Source organism: Wolbachia endosymbiont (group A) of Brachyopa scutellaris, assembly GCF_964026995.1.
In the GTDB taxonomy this organism is placed as follows: Bacteria; Pseudomonadota; Alphaproteobacteria; order Rickettsiales; family Anaplasmataceae; genus Wolbachia; species Wolbachia pipientis.
In genome coordinates, this window is the sequence record NZ_OZ034720.1 from 1,243,934 (window position 1) to 1,260,557 (window position 16,624).

Here is a 16,624-nt window from a genome sequence, read left to right on the forward strand (position 1 = left end):
AAGGTGATCCCTGAGGGTTTTTATATTCATCATTACAAAGAAGTTTCAAGCACTAATAAAGAAGCGTTGGATTTAATTGGGAGAGGAATATCAAATGAAACCGTTATTATTGCTGACAAACAAACAGAGGGTAGAGGACGCACTGGAAAAAACTGGATTTCTCCAGAGGGTAATTTTTATGCGAGTTTGGTGATAAACCTCTTTAACGATTATCTGAATGAAAGCCAGCTTTCGGTGTCATTCCAGCGCGTGACGCTGGAATCTAGAAAAAAAGAAGAATGGTCAAGCACACAACTGTACAAACGTTGTGGTATTCCCACCAAGGATGATGTCATCCCAGTGCCCAGACACTGGGATCCAGAAAACTTAATTACAAATGGGCACATCAGGCAACTGTGTAATAAGAACTGGATTCCAGTGTCACGCACTGGAATGACACCACATACCACCTGCAAATTGCAATGTTCGCATAGTTATGTGTCAAGCACTGGGGAAAATACTGGGATGACAGAAAGAGGTTTAATGAATCAAGTTAGCAAATTAACAGAATTGACTTTTGTTACTGCTCTTGCCGTTAGAAATACTATACTGTCATTTATAAATGGTCTAAATCTCCAGTATAAATGGCCAAATGACATTCTAATCGATGGCAAGAAAATAAGTGGAATATTGCTTGAAAAAAGATCCAATTCGAATTGGCTCATTATAGGAATTGGAATTAATGTCAGTCATGCACCACTTCCAGGAACAACGTGCATTAGCAATTACGGTGAGTCTGTGTCTAACATAGATCTGTTAAAGAAATTAATAATAAATTTTAATAAGCTAAGAAAGCAATGGCTACTTGATGGGTTTTATGCTATAAGAGAAATGTGGTTAAAAAAAGCATTCAAAATGAATGAGCAAATCAGTGTAAAGTTAGCTGACAAATTGTATGAAGGAATTTTTGCTGATATAGATAAAAGTGGTAAATTGGTGTTGCAGCAAAAGGATGGAAGCTTAATTTATTTTGATGCAGGTGAGTTATTTATTGATAATGCATTATGAATACATATGTAATTTTTGCTTACCTTATTAGTTTCACGCTGATTGCTGGAGAGCTAATTTTTACCATTTCTTGTTATACTAAAAGTAAAAAAATTCTAGAAAGCCTGAAAGATAATAATGAAGAAGAAACATAAGCGATTACTTATAACTTCAGGAATTTTCTGCTTTTTAAGTTGTGCAGTTTTTTTTATTTTAACAACGCTCAAAGAAAATATCTCATTTTTCTATACAGTAAGTGAGGCAATAGTTTTACCAAATAGTCAAAAACTAATCCGTGTTGGTGGAATGGTTGTTGAAAATAGCGTGATACGCAACGAAAGTGAAGTGATTTTTCAAATGACAGATTTTAATAAGAGCGTTATGGTGAAATATCAGGGAATACTTCCACCAATGTTTTCAGAAAAAAGTGGTGTTGTTGTGCAAGGTAAAATGTTTGATAATAGTACTTTTCTTGCAGATACAGTGTTTGCAAAACATGATGAGAACTATATGCCGAAAGTTTTAAAATAGATTCCTTGATTCAGCTATATTGAAATGGTATGTGGAAAAAGTAATAGCCCAGTGGGCTATTACTTTTTTTCTTATATGAATTCAGGAGCATCCATTGGTGGCGGTTCTAGCGAAGATTTTAAATCGTTAATTTCCTTTATTAGCTCGTCAAGCTTACCCCTTTCTTCTGTTAGCATGTCATTTATAGCATTTCTCATAATAGTCCGAACAGGTCATAGGAAGGCAGAATCAACAGCACGACGAAAGGATTCGAATAGAGGAATGTTTTTCCTGGCTCTTTTTTTTATAGCAAACCAATGATGCTCAATTTTGTTGAAATCTGGAGAATAAGGCGGCAGATACAAAATTTCTGCACCAACCCCTTTAGCAAGCTCGATAATCTTATCAGACTTATGAAAAGTAGCATTGTCAAGAATGACAGTCTGTCCAGGTTCCAAGATCGGTGTCAAAAATTGCTCAAACCATCCATTAAAAACATCCATATTACAGTGGCCTTCAAAGGTTAACGGAACAATTATCTTTCTTCCACTTAAGGCTGCAACCATACTGATTCGTTGAGTTTTCTTTCCAGATTTTAAGGCATAAAACCGCTGTCCTTTCTGGCAATATCCGTAGGGGTAGTCTTCGGTGTTATCAATGCCAGACTCATCTATATACACTAAGTTTTTAGGTTCTTTTGTCGCTATAATTTTCAAAAATTCAGCACGTTTTTCTTCGTTTCTTTCCTTGTATCCATATGTCTTTTTTTGCGCGTAAATCCAATTTTTTTAAGGGCTCGATAGATCGTTTGGATACTAACGTTGTTCCAAAGTTTAGCCATTTCCGATAGAGTCTTTCCTCCGTGTTCTCTGGCAAATTTGGCAAAGGTATCCCAGTCGGTAATTTTGTGATTGTAACCCCCATTTCCAAGTTTTTTTGATTGAAAGTCTCCTGTTTCTTTTCTTCTTTGCTGCCACTCCCATAAAGTAGTTCGTCCAATCTTAAATCTTGCTGCCACTGTTTCTCTGCTTTCTCCTTCGTCTAGCGCTTCCATTCCTTTTTTTCTTAAATCATAACTATATGCTGCTGGCATTCAACCTCCTTATCATCATCTATCCTTATCCTATCACATCCGGACTTTTATGGAAAGAGCTATATCTAATGAATTGGAGGAAGATAGCAATCAGATAGGTACTGAATTTACAATTGATGATGAGCAAGTAGACGAAGAACTTGTGGTAGAGAGTGAAGCCAAGTCTGGGGAGAAAGGAACGGTTGGTGAGGATAACGCAAAAAATACTATACAGGAAGAAGAATCTAACTATATAGATCAAATGCAAGCGGATGATAGCAGCAGTTATAAACCAGCTTTGCAAAGCAATCGTGATGATTATGCTGATACGAAAAAAGCTCTGCAGGAAAAATTGCATGGAGATGAAATACACAAGCAAAGTAATGAGAAAGCTCAAAAAGATATAGAAGTAAAAAAAGTAACTGTGGAAACTGACAGTAGCAGTAATAAGACTGAAAAACAAACAAAACCAACAGAAGATGAACAAGAAACTGTTATGGCAAGTGTGATAGAAAATATGGATAAAAATTCTGATATTGAAGCAGAAACTTCTAACAGTGTTGCAAATTCACAACATCCCTTAAAAATAAAGACAGGAAGTCCTCTTGAAGTGGGAAAGTATAAGGTGGAGCTGCAAGTGACATATGATGATGTAAAGAATTTTTATGATACCGTACGTGGTAAATATCATGCTGGCGATGGATATAACTACGAACAAGTAATGGTTTTATATAATGAAATTGTTAGGCCCGCTCACAATCATCATTACGAGCTGTTTACTCTTGATGAAGCACATGTTGCTAATGATCACCTGTTTATCAAGGGTCAGGATTTTGGAACTCTAAATGATTTTAATGAGATGTTCTATAAAAGTGATGAGTTAATGTGATGTAAAAAGCAAGATTCAATCTGGTGAACGAGAGTTAACTGACAGAGGAGATTGACACGTATGCCTTTATCTTTAAGATTGTTTATCAAGTATAGACATCAGCTCGCCCCATTCTCTTTTACCAATATTACTTTCTTCTCTAGTAACGTTTTCCCCTTTAATTAATTTGCGAATTATTTCTAGACCAGTTCTTGAAATACAGGCTGATTCTAGGCAATATTCAACAAAGGCATTGTAGGCCAGTGGAACCCATTTTTTTATTATATCCAGCATAACTTCTGCATAAACTCTGATTTCATATTGGGCATGCTTATCAGCTCTAAGCTTCAAAAAATGAAGGAGATTATGCAGATCTATTTTCCAATAAAATTGCGTGTAGTAATTAAGCATTAGGTTAGTTCTGGCAATTTCTCTTGCAAGCCCCTGCTCAATAAATTTTTCATAATGAGAATATACTAAATTAGAGTCATTTGTTAGAGAATCTATTATTTCCTTTGAGGTATCTCGATCAAAAGCTTCCCCGCTACCTTGTTTATTATTGTCAGATTGTTTTGCAACTTGTTCTGGTTTAGGTGTATAAAATTCATTATCAAGTATTGAATACCTTGCTGAATATTCATTCACATTTGCAGTTCTATGCCTTATCCATTGCCTTGCAGCAAAAATTGGAAGTTTCACGTGAAACTTAATTTCACACATTTCAAATGGAGTTGTATGATGATGTCTCATTAAATACTTTATAAGTGCTTCATCCTGACTTATCTGTTTTGTTCCCTTGCCATAAGAAACACGAGCAGCTTGAACTATAGCGCTATCAGAGCCCATATAATCCACTACTCGAATAAATCCATGGTCTAATACCTTATGTTCTTCATATAAGATTGCATCTATTTCTTTTACTATAGTTCGTTTGGTTGCTTCATTCATAAAATATCCTCAAGACGAAATGGAGATATCAGCTCCACATGAATTGAGTTTTTCATGCATTGCTTCATATCCTCTCCATAAATGATGTGAATTGTTTATTATAGTTTCTCCACCGGCTATCAAAGAAGCAAGCACCAAAGCTGCTGTTGATCTTAAGTCAGTAGCATATAGATTAGCTCCAGATAAGCTTTTTATTCCACTTATAGTAGCTTTGCTTTTCTCGATGCTGATATTAGCACCTAACTTTCTCAATTCATCTGCATGTGTAAATCTGTTTTCAAAAATGTTCTCTTCAATTACTGATATCCCATCAGCGATGCACATTGCAGACATCAGTTGTGGTTGCATATCACTGGGAAAATTGGGGTATGGATCTGTCGCAACGTTAGCAGACTTAATAGAGCCATTTTTTCTGGAAATAACAATGCCTCCATCATACAGTTCAACCATAGCTCCTATAGTCTCCAACTCATTTGTAATACACCTTATATCAGATAGATTTATTCCTTCCAACTCCAACTTACCACCGGTTATTATAGCAGCTAGTGCATAGGTGCCTGCTTCTATGCGATCTGGTATTATTTTATGAACACATCCATTTAGTGCTTCAACTCCTGTTATTATGACCTTTGTATTATCAATTTCAATATCAGCACCCATTTTCTTCAGAAAATCTATTAAATCAAGAACTTCCGGCTCAGTTGCAGCATTGTTTATTGTTGTCACTCCTTCTGCAAATGTTGCTGCCATTATTACATTTTCTGTTGCGCCAACACTTATTTTCTCAAATGTGATTTCTTTTCCTTGTAGCTTTCCTTTCACTGTTGCAATTATATTATAGCCGTCAATTTCAATTTTAGCTCCCATTTCTTCTAATGCTTTAATATGCATATCAACGGGACGCTTTCCAATGTTGCATCCACCAGGAAATGCTGTTCTCGCTTTGCCAAATCTGCTAAGCATTGGACCCAATATTAGAAAAGAAGTTCTTAGCTTACTTGCGGTTTTATATGGCATCACGTGATTGTTGATATTGCTGCAGTCAATTTTCAAAGTATGGTTCGCTTTATAATTTTTATTGTGCATAAAGTTCACTTCTGCTCCAAGACTTTCAAGCAACTTAGACATTAGATGCACATCAATTAAATCAGGTACATTATGCAAAATTACCGGGGAGCTACTTAATAGACTTGCTGCCATTATTGGTAAAACAGCATTTTTTGAGCCATTAATCTTGATTTTTCCGACCAAAGGTTTGTAGTTATTTCTTATTAATATCTTGTGCATTTAATTAGATATAAAGTATAATTCATTATGTAAGGCGAATTACTGCATCGAAAGTTGACAGAGGAGGAGACGGCATTAGAATGCCCAAAACACTATACACAAGATTATTTGTTGCATGAGCAATAGTTACTGGCCAAATCGAGTTGTCTTTTTCAAACAACCAGGTAAACATTATAGACATTGCACAAATATAAAGGGTATAAGCACAAATAGTCGGGAATGTAAAGCCATCCTTCCACAAAGCTGAGCCAGCAACCACATAAGTTGGTATGTGCCATACTGACCAAATAATACCGACAATAATTGCTCTGATATAAAAATTTGATATTTTGCTTTTAAGATTTTTCAAAAGATAGCCACGCCAACCGATCTCTTCACCAAGAGACATAATGATCCACATCACAAAGATTGATAATAAAACAAATAACATCACTAATGGACTCAAAACTGCACTCAAATCCTTTACACGGTCTAACGTAAAAGACTCTCGGAAAAATGAAAAACCGCAGTAAATTGACAAAAGACCATTGGAAATTAGCATACTTACCAGAATAAGTATAAACCCTAATAGACAGTTTTTTGGCGAACTAAGTTTAAAAAGATCCCTTACCTTCTGTTTATTATAAATGGTTAGCAAAATTGCAACTGAAGCCGGAACAAATGTTGTTAATAATGTTATGTCTTTGAAAGGTAAGCACCAAGCTATAATGCACGTCAAAAAATATGTAATTACAACAAATAATGTACAATTAATAGCGGTTAAATTCATGCATACGCCTATCAATTCCTTTTCTGCATTATTGATCTTTATTCATAAATTGTCAATAAAATACTTCTTCAGGGATGAATAGAATATTTTTTCTTTTTGAATTGCTATTGATAGTTTAATTTTTATATGTATTCCCTTTCACAACCGTTTGTCATCCCAGTGTCACGTGCTGGGATGACAGTAGGAGAGCTGCTTGCATGACAAGAGGAGGGTACTGGAATGACAAGAGGAAGACACTGGGGTGACATCAACTAAACTTGTCCAAAGATGAGCGATGCATTAGTGCCACCAAAACCAAACGAATTAGAAAGTACATATTGAATTTTATGCTCTTGAGCTTTAAGCGGTACAAAATTTAAATCACATCCTTCTGAAGGTTTATGTAAATTTAAGGTTGGCGGAACAATTCCATTATTTAATGCAAGAATACTAAATATTGCTTCAACGCTCCCTGCAGCACCAAGTAAATGTCCTATAGAAGATTTAGTTGAAGAAACAGGTATTTTATAAACGTAGTCACCGAATAACTGTTTCATTGCTATTACTTCAATTTTATCTCCAAGTGGCGTTGAAGTTCCATGTGCATTGATATACCCTACTTGATTGGGATTAATTTGTGCGCTCTTTAAAGCAAGCTGCATTGCCTTAAATGCGCCTCTTCCTTCTGGATGTGGTGCTGTAATGTGGTGCGCATCTCCTGTGAGTCCGTACCCAACCAGTTCAGCATGTATTTTTGCCCCCCTTTTTTTTGCATGTTCGTATTCTTCCAACACCAATATACCTGCTCCTTCACCCATAACAAAACCATCGCGTTCTGCATCCCATGGTCTTGAAGCTTCTTTGGGTTTATCATTGAATTTAGTTGATAACGCTTTCATAGATGCAAAACCTGCAATTCCAACTCTACACAGTGCACTTTCTGCTCCACCTGCAATCATAACATCTGCTTCACCAAGTTTTATAGTTCTTGCTGAGTTTATGATTGCATGCGCACCTGTTGCACATGCGGTTACTGCTGAATCGTTTGGACCTGTAAATTCGTATTTAATAGAAATATGGCCAGATATCAAATTTACTAGACTTGCAGGGACAAAAAATGGACTGACACGTCTGGGCCCTTTTTCCTGCATGGTAATAACATTTTCCTGAATTGACGGAAGACCACCTATACCAGAGCCAATAGTCACACCAACACGTTCCCGATTGATATTTTGGCTTTCCAAAATTAATGAATCATCTACTGCCTGAATAGCTGCTGCAATACCGTAATGGATAAAACGATCTGTCCTTTTTGAGTCTTTCTCAGAAATATAATCTAGTGGATTGAAATGGTGCTCAATGTTGTCTGATTGCAACGGCACCTGCCCTGCAATTTTGCAAGCAAGATCAGAAGAGTCAAATCTATCCGTATTGATTGCTTTTATGCCAGACTCACTTTTTATTAGCCTTGACCAAGTGTTGTCAACATCTGCCGCTAGTGGAGTGATTAAACCAACACCAGTGACTACTACTCTTCTGCTCATTTAACACTAACTATTAGCCTTTTTTATTATTAATGTACTCAACTATTTGCTCCATAGTTTCCATTTTTTGTGCGTCTTCATCTGGAATTTCTATTCCAAACTCTTCTTCTGCTGCCATGATGATTTCAACTGCATCTAAGCTGTCTGTACCATGCTCCGAAAGCTTTGAAGAGCTGTTGAATTTCTCTACATCCTTACTAATGTGCTCTAGTATAATCTTTTTCACTTTTTCTTCTATGTCTTCTCTAGTGCTCTTTGCTAGTTCGCTATTCACATTTCTTACCAAAAAAATAACCTATTCTTTGATGTTATAAAAAATTTTTATGTTTGCAATATCTTTTATAACTGGTAAACTACAGTAAAGTTTTCTACTGCCCTAGCTGGCTAGCGTTACGTGCTAAACAATTAACAATTCAAAAATGCTAGACGAAACAACAAAAAATTTGCTTATTGTAGAAGTAAATAAACTCTTACCCGAAAATAGCGAGAATAAGCTTATATCAGCTATGCGTTATATACTCCTTGCTCCTGCAAAACATATACGCTCCTTTTTAGTCGTAGCTTCATCGCGAGTGTTTAACGCGGAAGCTAAAAAAGTAATATCAGTTGCTGCAGCAATTGAATTTGTTCATGCTTACTCTCTAATTCACGATGATTTACCGTGCATGGACAACAGTGATACTCGCAGAAGCCAGCTAAGCTGCCATAAAAAATTTGATGAAGCAACAGCAGTGCTTGCCGGAGATGCACTACTTACTCTGGCTTTTGAGGTATTATCTTCGTTAAATGAGAAACGCTGTGAGATCATAAAAGTTCTTTCTCAGGCAATAGGAATTAGGGGAATGGTGGGAGGACAGGCTTTAGATATTAACAGTGAGCATATAGATTTTAGCCCCCAACCCTCTGTCATCCCAGTGCTTGACACTGGGATCCAGAAGGCTTTGCCTACAAGCATTTCGTGCAAAAAGCCATGCGATGGTGGAGCTGAACATGAAATGGATTCCAGTGTCAGCTACTTGCATGACACCCTTTCTACCTTAAAACTACAACATTCGTACGGCTGTATGTATGACGCTGGAATGACGTCGGGCCAAGCTGATAAAATAAAAGAAATTCATTTGATGAAAACCGCAAAACTATTTGCAGCTTCATGTGAAATAGGTGCTATAATAGGGGATGCTACAGACAAGCAACGTAAAGCGTTATATAACTATGGAATAAATCTAGGGCTTATCTTTCAAGCTAAGGATGATATTGAAGACTACGAACAAGATAAAACAAATAACCTAATGTCTGTGCTTGGTGAAAGTGAAGTAGAGGACTATATAGACGGCCTCTTTAAACAAGGCTTGGATAATTTGAGTGCGCTTTCAGGGGATACTAATTATTTATATGATTTATTGAATCAAGTAAAGAAAGATGGTTAGAAAAATTATATTACAAATGCTTATTTCCGTAGTAACGATTCTCACTTTAACTTCTACTTTTGTGTTTACTATTGTCTATATAAACAAAGGTAAACCGGAAAAAAAGGACAAGCTTTATGAGATAAATGCCACGCATGGTGGTTTGATACAGACGATAGCATATTACCTAGTGAAGCCAATACTTGAATCAGCACTTGACCGCTATATTGAAAAGCATGGGCTGACAGAATATTTAGAAGAAATGACGCAGCAAAAAGAAGAAGATTCAATAAATTTTTATGAAATTACTGAAGGCAGTGGCAGCAAGGCTTTTTGTGGCCTGGAAGTCCTATTGCAAATATATAAAATTTCTAATAATAACTTAGCAACACTCCCTAGCAAAGTTTCTGATGTTACTTTGAAAATAGGTCAAGATAACCTAAAAGAAGTGAGTTTAGGGGTAATAGGTATGAAAGAAGGCGGAGAGCGTGTAGTTACTATTGCCAATGATAACAAAATGAATTTTAATTCTTATTACGTCAAACTGATCGAAGTAAAGGATAAATATCCCGACTCAGTAAATAATCTGATGGTTTTTAATGACTTAATTAACAAGACTGGAAAACAAGTAAGGTGCGGTGATGAGATATCGGTTAAATATAGCGTAAAGGAGCATAATGGAGAATATATAGCCAAAGATCAAACAGTGCAATTTAGGGTTGGCGATAAAAAAATACCACTTGCTATAGAGCTTGGAGTTGTGGGAATGAGAGCTGGTAATAAAAGAACTATTCTTTCTCCGCCTGACCTTTTGACTATTACTGACGATATGTTAATAAAAGACATAGATTATGATGAAGAAAATATCTCAATAATTGACTTAAGCTTAGATGTTAAGCAAGAGGTCGCAGCACACCATTCTACTGTTGAAAAACAGCCTAAAGAATATAGCTGAAATTTTAGGTCTACTGGCTGACCTTCTGAACACTTTCTATACTACTTAAAGTAGGCTTTTCGTTTTTCCTAAAGTATAAACTTAGATAAATCAAGCTGCTTCGAAATTGACTCAAGTTTATCTTTTACATACTTGCTGTCTATAATGAATTTTTCGCTATTTTTCTCAGAAGCAATGAAACTTATCTCATCTAAAAGCTTCTCCATAACAGTGTGAAGCCTTCTTGCGCCTATATTTTCCACTTGCCTATTAACTGTAAACGCTATTTCAGCTATGGTTTTTATACCATCATCAGTGAACTCAAGTGTCACATTTTCTGTTTTCATTAAAGCTATGTACTGCTTTAACAAACTAGATTCTGGTTCCTTTAATATTCTTATTAAATCTTCTTGAGTAAGTGCCTTAAGTTCTACCCTGATCGGTAATCTGCCCTGCAATTCCGGTAAGAGGTCAGATGGTTTAGACTGATGAAAAGCACCAGATGCAATAAATAATATATAGTCTGTTTTTACATGGCCATACTTAGTTGTAACAGTTGTTCCTTCAAGTAATGGTAACAGATCGCGTTGCACTCCTTCTCTGTTTACTTCACCTTTTACTTCTGTACGCGCTGCAATTTTGTCTATTTCATCCAAAAATACTATACCGTCATTACTAACAAGATCAATGGCTTCTTTGATTATCTTATCTTCATCCATTAGCCTTTCACTTTCTTCATTAATTAATATTTCACGCGCTTCTTTTACCTTCACCGTAATAGTTTTTGTTTTTTTGCTCCCGTTAAACATCTTGCCCATTATTTCTGTTAAATTCATCACACCAACTTGCCCACCTGGCATGCCTGGTATATCGAAAGTAGGTAACATACTCTTGCTCTCTCTGACGTTAATAGAAACTTCTCCGTCCTCAAACTCTTTATTCCTCAACCTTTCTCTAAAAATTTTTTTACTCTCTTCGGTTGCATCTTCGCCTACCATAGAGTTTACTATTGTTTTCTCAGCTAAAATTAAAGCCTTTTTAGCTAAGGCTTTATGGGCTTTCTCTTTAACTAAAACTATTGCTGCATCAACTAAATCGCGTATTATCGAATCAACATCACGTCCAACGTATCCTATTTCAGTAAACTTCGTTGCCTCAATTTTTATGAACGGTGCACCTGCAAGTTTTGCTAAGCGGCGAGCTATTTCAGTTTTACCAACCCCTGTATGACCGATCATCAATATATTCTTAGGTATGATTTCATCACGCAATGGAAATGGAACCTGATTGCGACGCCAACGATTTCTGAGCGCAATAGCAACAGCACGCTTTGCATCATCCTGTCCGATTATGAATCTGTCCAATTCTTTAACTATCTTCTGTGGTGGCAGGTCATCTAACAAAACTTGAGTACTGTCATTAACTTGAACATCGCTGTCATTTGAATCAAAACCACTCTTAGTATCTTTATAGAGGTCATTTTTTTCATCGTAGGTGTCACTACTACAAGACCGTCCTTCTGAAAGGGTTATAGGCTGATTGGAAAAATTGGTGCATAAAGTTTTTTGCTTGGAAGACATATCACTCCTCTATTTTTTCAATAATCACATTATGATTTGTATAAACACATATATCAGCAGCTATCTTCATAGCCTTTTTCGCAATTTCCTCTATTGATATTCCTTTAATGTCAATTAAAGCTCTTGCTGCAGATAGAGCAAAATTTCCCCCAGAGCCAATAGCTGCGATTCCATCTTCAGGTTCAAGAACATCACCTGTTCCCGTAATTACTAATGAAATAGATTTATCTGCAACGATCATCATAGCTTCTAATTTCCTCAGATATTTATCCATTCTCCAGTCTTTTGCAAGTTCAACACATGCTCTCATTAATTGCCCTGGGTGGTTGTCAAGTTTAGATTCTAATCTTTCAAAAAGAGTAAATGCGTCGGCTGTTGCCCCGGCAAATCCAGCAATTACGGAATCACCAGAAAGACGCCTAACTTTTTTTGCTCCAGATTTTATAACAGTGTGGCCCAGTGAAACTTGTCCGTCACCTATTACTACTACACTTTTATCTTTTCTAATTGATAATATAGTAGTGCCATACATTTTATTGTTATCGTGTTGAATCATTTTTCTATCACTTTAAATAAGAATCTCATTATACTTTAATCTTTAGTCAAATTTACTAAATATGTTCAACTATAGCTTATAATATAATACCTTCCTTATAACATTTAAAGTGCAGATGCAAAACATAATTCACCCAGATTTGGAAAAAAGTATAAATAATTGGTTCGAAGCAAAATTTAATGGCCTTACATCGCCATTTTATAGCTCTATAGATCTTAGAAACTCCAGCTACAAAATTGCCCCAGTGGACGCTAATTTATTTCCTGCAGGATTCAATAACTTAAGTGAAGAATCAAGAACAATGGCAGCAAGATTGATAAAAAGCTACTTTAAAAGACACCAATACAAAAAGGTTCTTATAATACCGGAAAATTATACACGCAATAAAATGTATATAGAAAACGTATTTGTTATAGAGAAAGTACTGCAACTCGCAGGTTTTGAAACTAGAATTGGCCTTTTACATAATGAAGTATACAATTTAATAGAACAGTATGAAACTGTTGTGAAAGAAAACTCTCTGCTAAAGACAACTTCAGGATTTGTGCCTGATGTTATTATACTGAACCGTGATATGACGAGCCACATTCCAGACACGCTGAAAGACGTAAAGCAAGATATAGTACCAAGCCCACTATACGGTTGGCATAGCAGGCAGAAATTTAAGTATTTTGAAATCTATCAAGAATTAGCATCTGAGTTTTGTGGCGAATTTAAAATAGACCCATGGCTAATTTCTGTGCTTACAGAGAGCTGTGATGGAGTTGATTTTGATGATGATTTGTCACTAGGAGCAGTAGCAACTAAAGTTGACCAAATATTATCTCTAGTGCAAAAAAAATATGAGGAATATGAAATAAAAACACAACCTTACGTTTTTATCAAAGCAAGCAATGGCACATATGGGATGGGCATTATAACAGCAACAAGTGGAGAGGAAATATTAAACCTCAATAAAAAAAAGCGTCATAAAATGAAAAAGATAAAAGAAGGAATAGCAATCAATAGCGTTATTATACAAGAAGGTGTACCAACCATTGACATGTTTAAAAGCAGTTCTGCAGAACCGCTAATATACTATATAGGAGATACTCCAACATGTTACTTATACCGATGTAATAGCAGAAAAGATGTATATTCTAGCTTGAATGCCACTGACTGTGAGTTTCATGATGTTAGCCAGGTTGTGGAAGGTAAAATTCTGTCACTTTGGAGTATTGTTAGCAAATTAGCAGTACTAGCGTTGGCAGTAGAAATAAAATCTTTTCACCTCTAACCCTTACATTCCCACAGCGTTACCATCGGGCAGATCATTACCATCATTACCGTGCTGAATATGGTTATGGCCAGCACTATCAAGTTCAGTGGAAGGATCATCATTGACAGGTTGTTGAAACAATTTGTCAAGCTGAACTGCCAGAAATACTGCACTATATATTATGCTAACTGTTACGCTTAAGTTGAAATTATAGATTATACCATTACCTAAGTTTATTGGTATGGTTGCAGTCTCCATTCTTTTTAATATGAAGTTTAACAAACCTAATGACAAAGTTAATGTGCTGATAATAAGGTCCTTCTTACACTCAGCAGACTTTTCAGGATCCTTATTATCTAGGTATTTTCTCCATGAATAATAGTAGCTTATAGGTTCCGAAATAAACAGAAATAGGATCGTTGATGTTAAGTGAATGTGACTTATTACGTCTGCATTACTCCTAGTAAAAAAATGGATGACTTTCAACATCATCAATGCTTCTATGATGCTGCTTGCAAGATTAGCCGATTTACCCACAATTTTTGCCAGCTCTTTTTTACTCTCAGGGTTTCTGTAATCCTTAATTAGATCCTGTAGAGTAAATGCAGAATGGGCAATGTATAGAATAGATGTCGGAAACTTTACTAGTCGAGCAACATTCCGTATAAGAAAGATATTGGATCTATTATTGTCAATAAACTCGCAGCAAAATTGCAGTGAAATCTTACACAATAGGGCTGTTAAACCTGTTGTGATGCAGATTACCTTCCTGAAATCATGATCATAAATATCATGCACCTTTTGTGCGAGTATGTTAGATTTCTTTTTTAGCTTGCTTGGCATGAAATAGTTAATAAAATAATAACTTTCTGTTATTCTATCACATAAAATCCTAAAAGAAAAGCACTATAAATCAGGGCTTTAAGGGAGATTTATGCATAAATCAGCCAAGCATTTAATAAACAAAGAATCGGCACTGAGAGTTGGCACACGAAAGTAATATCCATCCTTGATAATTGCTTTATATTCTACATCAAGTTCAACTAGAGTTTCTGAATGCTCAGAAACAAAAGATATAGGTGATAGAACTACAGGTACACCATCAATTTTTGCGCGTAATAGCTCACTTTCAGTGCTTGGCTTTAGCCAGTTTACAGGACCAATCTTACTCTGATAACATATTGACCAATCTAAGTTATTAATAGCTAACTTTTCTACTATTAACTCTACGCTTCTTTCTACCTGTGAAGCGTAAGGGTCGCCTTTTTTAATAATACTAAGAGGTAAGCTATGGGCTGAAAATAGGACTCTTGGTTTACCGATTTTGCTAGCCAATTTATAGTACTTAGCTATCAGATTAGCGTGAGCTTCAATAAAATCTTGGTTATCATAATAACGGTAAATCATTTTTGTATTGCATTTTAGGCCATACCGTTTAGCATTTTTTTGCCAATTCTCGATGGATGACAGAGTTGTGGTAGTTGAATATTGTGGATACAGTGGCAGCAGAATCACTTCATCAGGATCAAACTGTTTTACACTTTCAATAACTTCGTCAGCAAATGGACGCCAATAGCGCATGCAGATGAATACCTTGTGTACATGGTTTCTATTTTCGTTTAATTTTAGTTCTAAAGCATTAGCTTGCATTTTTGTATTCTCTAGAATTGGCGATTTACCTCCAATTTCCTCGTATATTTTTCGTGCAGTATTTTCTCGTTTCGCAGATATAAACTTTGCTAAAAGAAACCGAAAGGGATTCGGTAGATTGATTATTCTCCTGTCATAAAAAAGGTTGAATAAAAAAGGACGGACCGCATTTAGTGAATCAGGCCCGCCAAGATTAAATAAGATAACTGCCTTTTTCACCTACGCACTACTACAACAAGTTACTTCTGGGGTGCCTATAAAATTAGCTACACACTCATCAAATTTAGTTATAGGCACTAAATTTCTTACACTGGCATACAATAAGTGGCCTGATCTCTTCAGGTTACTCTTGGTGGATGTGAAGTTCCAATCGAAAAATGTATCGACAAAAAGACTTGGTACCGTTTCAAGAAGTTCAACAGCAGCTAAAGATAGCATTATACAACTTTGCAGGACATTCAGAAGAACCTTGAGGGGAAAAAGTAAAACTTTAACGAAAAGAGAGGTGCTACTTGTTTCATCCAGTAGTCGCCCTGAGTTAGGCGAATTATACTCGGTGTGTTTTCTATTTTGATCAAAGATAGGAAATTTTATAGTATCTTTCTTAAATTCCGCGTCTATTTCTCCTCTACTACGGTTGGTGATTTTTTCCATTAACTTCTCACGCACATGCCAAGTTCTTACAACAAAACATGTAGCAACCATCAACGCAGCGCATATAAGTGCGCATTGCATGAGGCTCATACTGCCTAGCATAGCTGGCAGCGCAAAACAAACAAATGGCACTATGATAGCCATTTCAAGCAATGGAATAGTATTCCTTTTCATTGCAAAGGCAGCAGTATCTCTTAAAAATTTGTGTTGCTGGTTAAAGTTTTTTTCTTTTTGCTCTATTTCTTGTGTAGCAAAATTGCCATCTGTATCCTCAGCAAGTGCAAGCTTGGAAGCCTGTATGTTGTTACATCTTTCAATATTTTCCTTTTGTTGTACATGAGCAGATGAAGTGCATTTATATATGCTATATTCCAAATAACTTAAAAAGGCCAAATTAAAAGTTAAAAATCCTTTTGTTCCACAAAAAAGTGATGACTTAAAGTTACTTACTAATTTTTTAGTAGTAGATTTAGCTTGTTTTTTAGTGGTAGGCTCAGCTTGTTTAGTAGTGTTATTTTTACAACATTCATCCATACAATACCTCCTTGATGGTTTATTCTTAACTATAAATAAAAAACTACTT

The 16,624-nt window shown here is 35.9% G+C and carries 19 protein-coding genes; 6 read left to right on the plus strand and 13 right to left on the minus strand.

Annotated elements, in window-relative coordinates:
- Positions 1 to 3: 3 nt before the first annotated feature.
- Both AAGD93_RS06375 and ccmE read left to right on the plus strand, forming a co-directional pair.
- The gene (locus AAGD93_RS06375; RefSeq protein WP_341819350.1) at positions 4 to 1,047 is read left to right on the plus strand and encodes a biotin--[acetyl-CoA-carboxylase] ligase; all 1,044 of its coding nucleotides are present in this window, start codon (positions 4 to 6) and stop codon (positions 1,045 to 1,047) included.
- 117 nt (positions 1,048 to 1,164) lie between these two features.
- The gene (ccmE, locus tag AAGD93_RS06380) at positions 1,165 to 1,557 is read left to right on the plus strand and encodes a cytochrome c maturation protein CcmE (protein ID WP_264338033.1); all 393 of its coding nucleotides are present in this window, start codon (positions 1,165 to 1,167) and stop codon (positions 1,555 to 1,557) included.
- 71 nt (positions 1,558 to 1,628) lie between these two features.
- On the opposite strand, the gene AAGD93_RS06385 is transcribed toward ccmE, so the two are convergent.
- On the minus strand, positions 1,629 to 1,754 hold the full coding sequence (locus tag AAGD93_RS06385) for a hypothetical protein (protein WP_341819352.1): 126 nt from the start codon (positions 1,752 to 1,754) through the stop codon (positions 1,629 to 1,631).
- 15 nt (positions 1,755 to 1,769) lie between these two features.
- A protein-coding gene (locus AAGD93_RS06390) for an IS630 family transposase (protein WP_341819343.1) occupies positions 1,770 to 2,629 on the minus strand; the annotation gives its coding sequence in 2 pieces (ribosomal slippage) (positions 1,770 to 2,305 and positions 2,305 to 2,629; 861 coding nt in all).
- A gap of 49 nt (positions 2,630 to 2,678) precedes the next feature.
- Here AAGD93_RS06390 and AAGD93_RS06395 point away from each other — a divergent pair.
- Entirely contained in the window at positions 2,679 to 3,497 is an 819-nt protein-coding gene (locus AAGD93_RS06395; RefSeq protein ID WP_341819353.1) for a hypothetical protein, read from the plus strand.
- Positions 3,498 to 3,569: 72 nt separating this feature from the next.
- On the opposite strand, the gene thyX is transcribed toward AAGD93_RS06395, so the two are convergent.
- From thyX to acpP, 6 genes are all read right to left on the minus strand, one after another.
- Positions 3,570 to 4,424, minus strand: a complete 855-nt coding sequence (thyX, locus tag AAGD93_RS06400; RefSeq protein WP_341819354.1) for an FAD-dependent thymidylate synthase — start codon at positions 4,422 to 4,424, stop codon at positions 3,570 to 3,572.
- 9 nt (positions 4,425 to 4,433) lie between these two features.
- The gene (gene murA, locus AAGD93_RS06405) at positions 4,434 to 5,711 is read right to left on the minus strand and encodes a UDP-N-acetylglucosamine 1-carboxyvinyltransferase (protein WP_341819355.1); all 1,278 of its coding nucleotides are present in this window, start codon (positions 5,709 to 5,711) and stop codon (positions 4,434 to 4,436) included.
- A 25-nt stretch (positions 5,712 to 5,736) separates the two neighbouring features.
- Positions 5,737 to 6,252, minus strand: a complete 516-nt coding sequence (locus tag AAGD93_RS06410; protein WP_341819357.1) for a CPBP family intramembrane glutamic endopeptidase — start codon at positions 6,250 to 6,252, stop codon at positions 5,737 to 5,739.
- 350 nt (positions 6,253 to 6,602) lie between these two features.
- Entirely contained in the window at positions 6,603 to 6,728 is a 126-nt protein-coding gene (locus AAGD93_RS06415; protein ID WP_255322260.1) for a hypothetical protein, read from the minus strand.
- A 3-nt stretch (positions 6,729 to 6,731) separates the two neighbouring features.
- Complete coding sequence (gene fabF / locus AAGD93_RS06420) at positions 6,732 to 8,003, minus strand: beta-ketoacyl-ACP synthase II (protein WP_341819359.1); 1,272 nt, start codon at positions 8,001 to 8,003, stop codon at positions 6,732 to 6,734.
- 13 nt (positions 8,004 to 8,016) lie between these two features.
- A complete protein-coding gene (acpP, locus tag AAGD93_RS06425; RefSeq protein ID WP_006279836.1) occupies positions 8,017 to 8,277 on the minus strand; it encodes an acyl carrier protein in 261 nt (86 codons plus the stop codon).
- A 145-nt stretch (positions 8,278 to 8,422) separates the two neighbouring features.
- Here acpP and AAGD93_RS06430 point away from each other — a divergent pair, with 145 nt between their 5' ends.
- Together AAGD93_RS06430 and AAGD93_RS06435 are read left to right on the plus strand one after the other, a co-directional pair.
- Positions 8,423 to 9,430, plus strand: a complete 1,008-nt coding sequence (locus AAGD93_RS06430; RefSeq protein ID WP_341819360.1) for a polyprenyl synthetase family protein — start codon at positions 8,423 to 8,425, stop codon at positions 9,428 to 9,430.
- Entirely contained in the window at positions 9,423 to 10,364 is a 942-nt protein-coding gene (locus AAGD93_RS06435) for an FKBP-type peptidyl-prolyl cis-trans isomerase (RefSeq protein ID WP_265021913.1), read from the plus strand. The genes AAGD93_RS06430 and AAGD93_RS06435 overlap by 8 nt, the downstream gene beginning before the upstream one ends.
- A gap of 68 nt (positions 10,365 to 10,432) precedes the next feature.
- Here the strand turns inward: AAGD93_RS06435 and hslU are convergent, their stop codons facing one another.
- The gene (hslU, locus tag AAGD93_RS06440) at positions 10,433 to 11,923 is read right to left on the minus strand and encodes an ATP-dependent protease ATPase subunit HslU (protein WP_341819361.1); all 1,491 of its coding nucleotides are present in this window, start codon (positions 11,921 to 11,923) and stop codon (positions 10,433 to 10,435) included.
- Position 11,924: 1 nt separating this feature from the next.
- Complete coding sequence (gene hslV / locus AAGD93_RS06445) at positions 11,925 to 12,479, minus strand: ATP-dependent protease subunit HslV (protein ID WP_341819362.1); 555 nt, start codon at positions 12,477 to 12,479, stop codon at positions 11,925 to 11,927.
- A gap of 115 nt (positions 12,480 to 12,594) precedes the next feature.
- Here hslV and gshA point away from each other — a divergent pair, with 115 nt between their 5' ends.
- Positions 12,595 to 13,755 (plus strand): glutamate--cysteine ligase, encoded by a 1,161-nt coding sequence (gene gshA, locus AAGD93_RS06450; RefSeq protein ID WP_265027222.1) that lies wholly within the window; start codon positions 12,595 to 12,597, stop codon positions 13,753 to 13,755.
- 3 nt (positions 13,756 to 13,758) lie between these two features.
- Here the strand turns inward: gshA and AAGD93_RS06455 are convergent, their stop codons facing one another.
- The 3 genes from AAGD93_RS06455 to AAGD93_RS06465 form a co-directional block, all read right to left on the minus strand.
- Positions 13,759 to 14,580 carry a hypothetical protein gene (locus AAGD93_RS06455; protein ID WP_341819364.1) on the minus strand — a complete coding sequence of 274 codons (822 nt, stop codon included), beginning with the start codon at positions 14,578 to 14,580 and terminating at the stop codon, positions 13,759 to 13,761.
- Between the two features lie 78 nt (positions 14,581 to 14,658).
- Positions 14,659 to 15,606 carry a ferrochelatase gene (gene hemH / locus AAGD93_RS06460; RefSeq protein ID WP_341819365.1) on the minus strand — a complete coding sequence of 316 codons (948 nt, stop codon included), beginning with the start codon at positions 15,604 to 15,606 and terminating at the stop codon, positions 14,659 to 14,661.
- A complete protein-coding gene (locus tag AAGD93_RS06465; RefSeq protein ID WP_341819366.1) occupies positions 15,607 to 16,575 on the minus strand; it encodes a hypothetical protein in 969 nt (322 codons plus the stop codon). It abuts the gene before it with no gap.
- Positions 16,576 to 16,624: the final 49 nt, after the last annotated feature.

Bases quoted from the DNA above. Each gene is read 5' to 3' on its own strand.
- AAGD93_RS06430 (WP_341819360.1), top strand. From the start codon at position 8,423: ATGCTAGACGAAACAACAAAAAATTTGCTTATTGTAGAAGTAAATAAA.
- hslU (WP_341819361.1), bottom strand. From the start codon at position 11,923: ATGTCTTCCAAGCAAAAAACTTTATGCACCAATTTTTCCAATCAGCCT.
- hslV (WP_341819362.1), bottom strand. From the start codon at position 12,479: ATGATTCAACACGATAACAATAAAATGTATGGCACTACTATATTATCA.
- AAGD93_RS06435 (WP_265021913.1), top strand. From the start codon at position 9,423: ATGGTTAGAAAAATTATATTACAAATGCTTATTTCCGTAGTAACGATT.
- AAGD93_RS06415 (WP_255322260.1), bottom strand. From the start codon at position 6,728: ATGTCACCCCAGTGTCTTCCTCTTGTCATTCCAGTACCCTCCTCTTGT.
- AAGD93_RS06395 (WP_341819353.1), top strand. From the start codon at position 2,679: ATGGAAAGAGCTATATCTAATGAATTGGAGGAAGATAGCAATCAGATA.
- AAGD93_RS06385 (WP_341819352.1), bottom strand. From the start codon at position 1,754: ATGAGAAATGCTATAAATGACATGCTAACAGAAGAAAGGGGTAAGCTT.
- AAGD93_RS06410 (WP_341819357.1), bottom strand. From the start codon at position 6,252: ATGCTAATTTCCAATGGTCTTTTGTCAATTTACTGCGGTTTTTCATTT.
- murA (WP_341819355.1), bottom strand. From the start codon at position 5,711: ATGCACAAGATATTAATAAGAAATAACTACAAACCTTTGGTCGGAAAA.
- thyX (WP_341819354.1), bottom strand. From the start codon at position 4,424: ATGAATGAAGCAACCAAACGAACTATAGTAAAAGAAATAGATGCAATC.
- AAGD93_RS06455 (WP_341819364.1), bottom strand. From the start codon at position 14,580: ATGCCAAGCAAGCTAAAAAAGAAATCTAACATACTCGCACAAAAGGTG.
- AAGD93_RS06465 (WP_341819366.1), bottom strand. From the start codon at position 16,575: ATGGATGAATGTTGTAAAAATAACACTACTAAACAAGCTGAGCCTACC.
- fabF (WP_341819359.1), bottom strand. From the start codon at position 8,003: ATGAGCAGAAGAGTAGTAGTCACTGGTGTTGGTTTAATCACTCCACTA.
- ccmE (WP_264338033.1), top strand. From the start codon at position 1,165: ATGAAGAAGAAACATAAGCGATTACTTATAACTTCAGGAATTTTCTGC.
- gshA (WP_265027222.1), top strand. From the start codon at position 12,595: ATGCAAAACATAATTCACCCAGATTTGGAAAAAAGTATAAATAATTGG.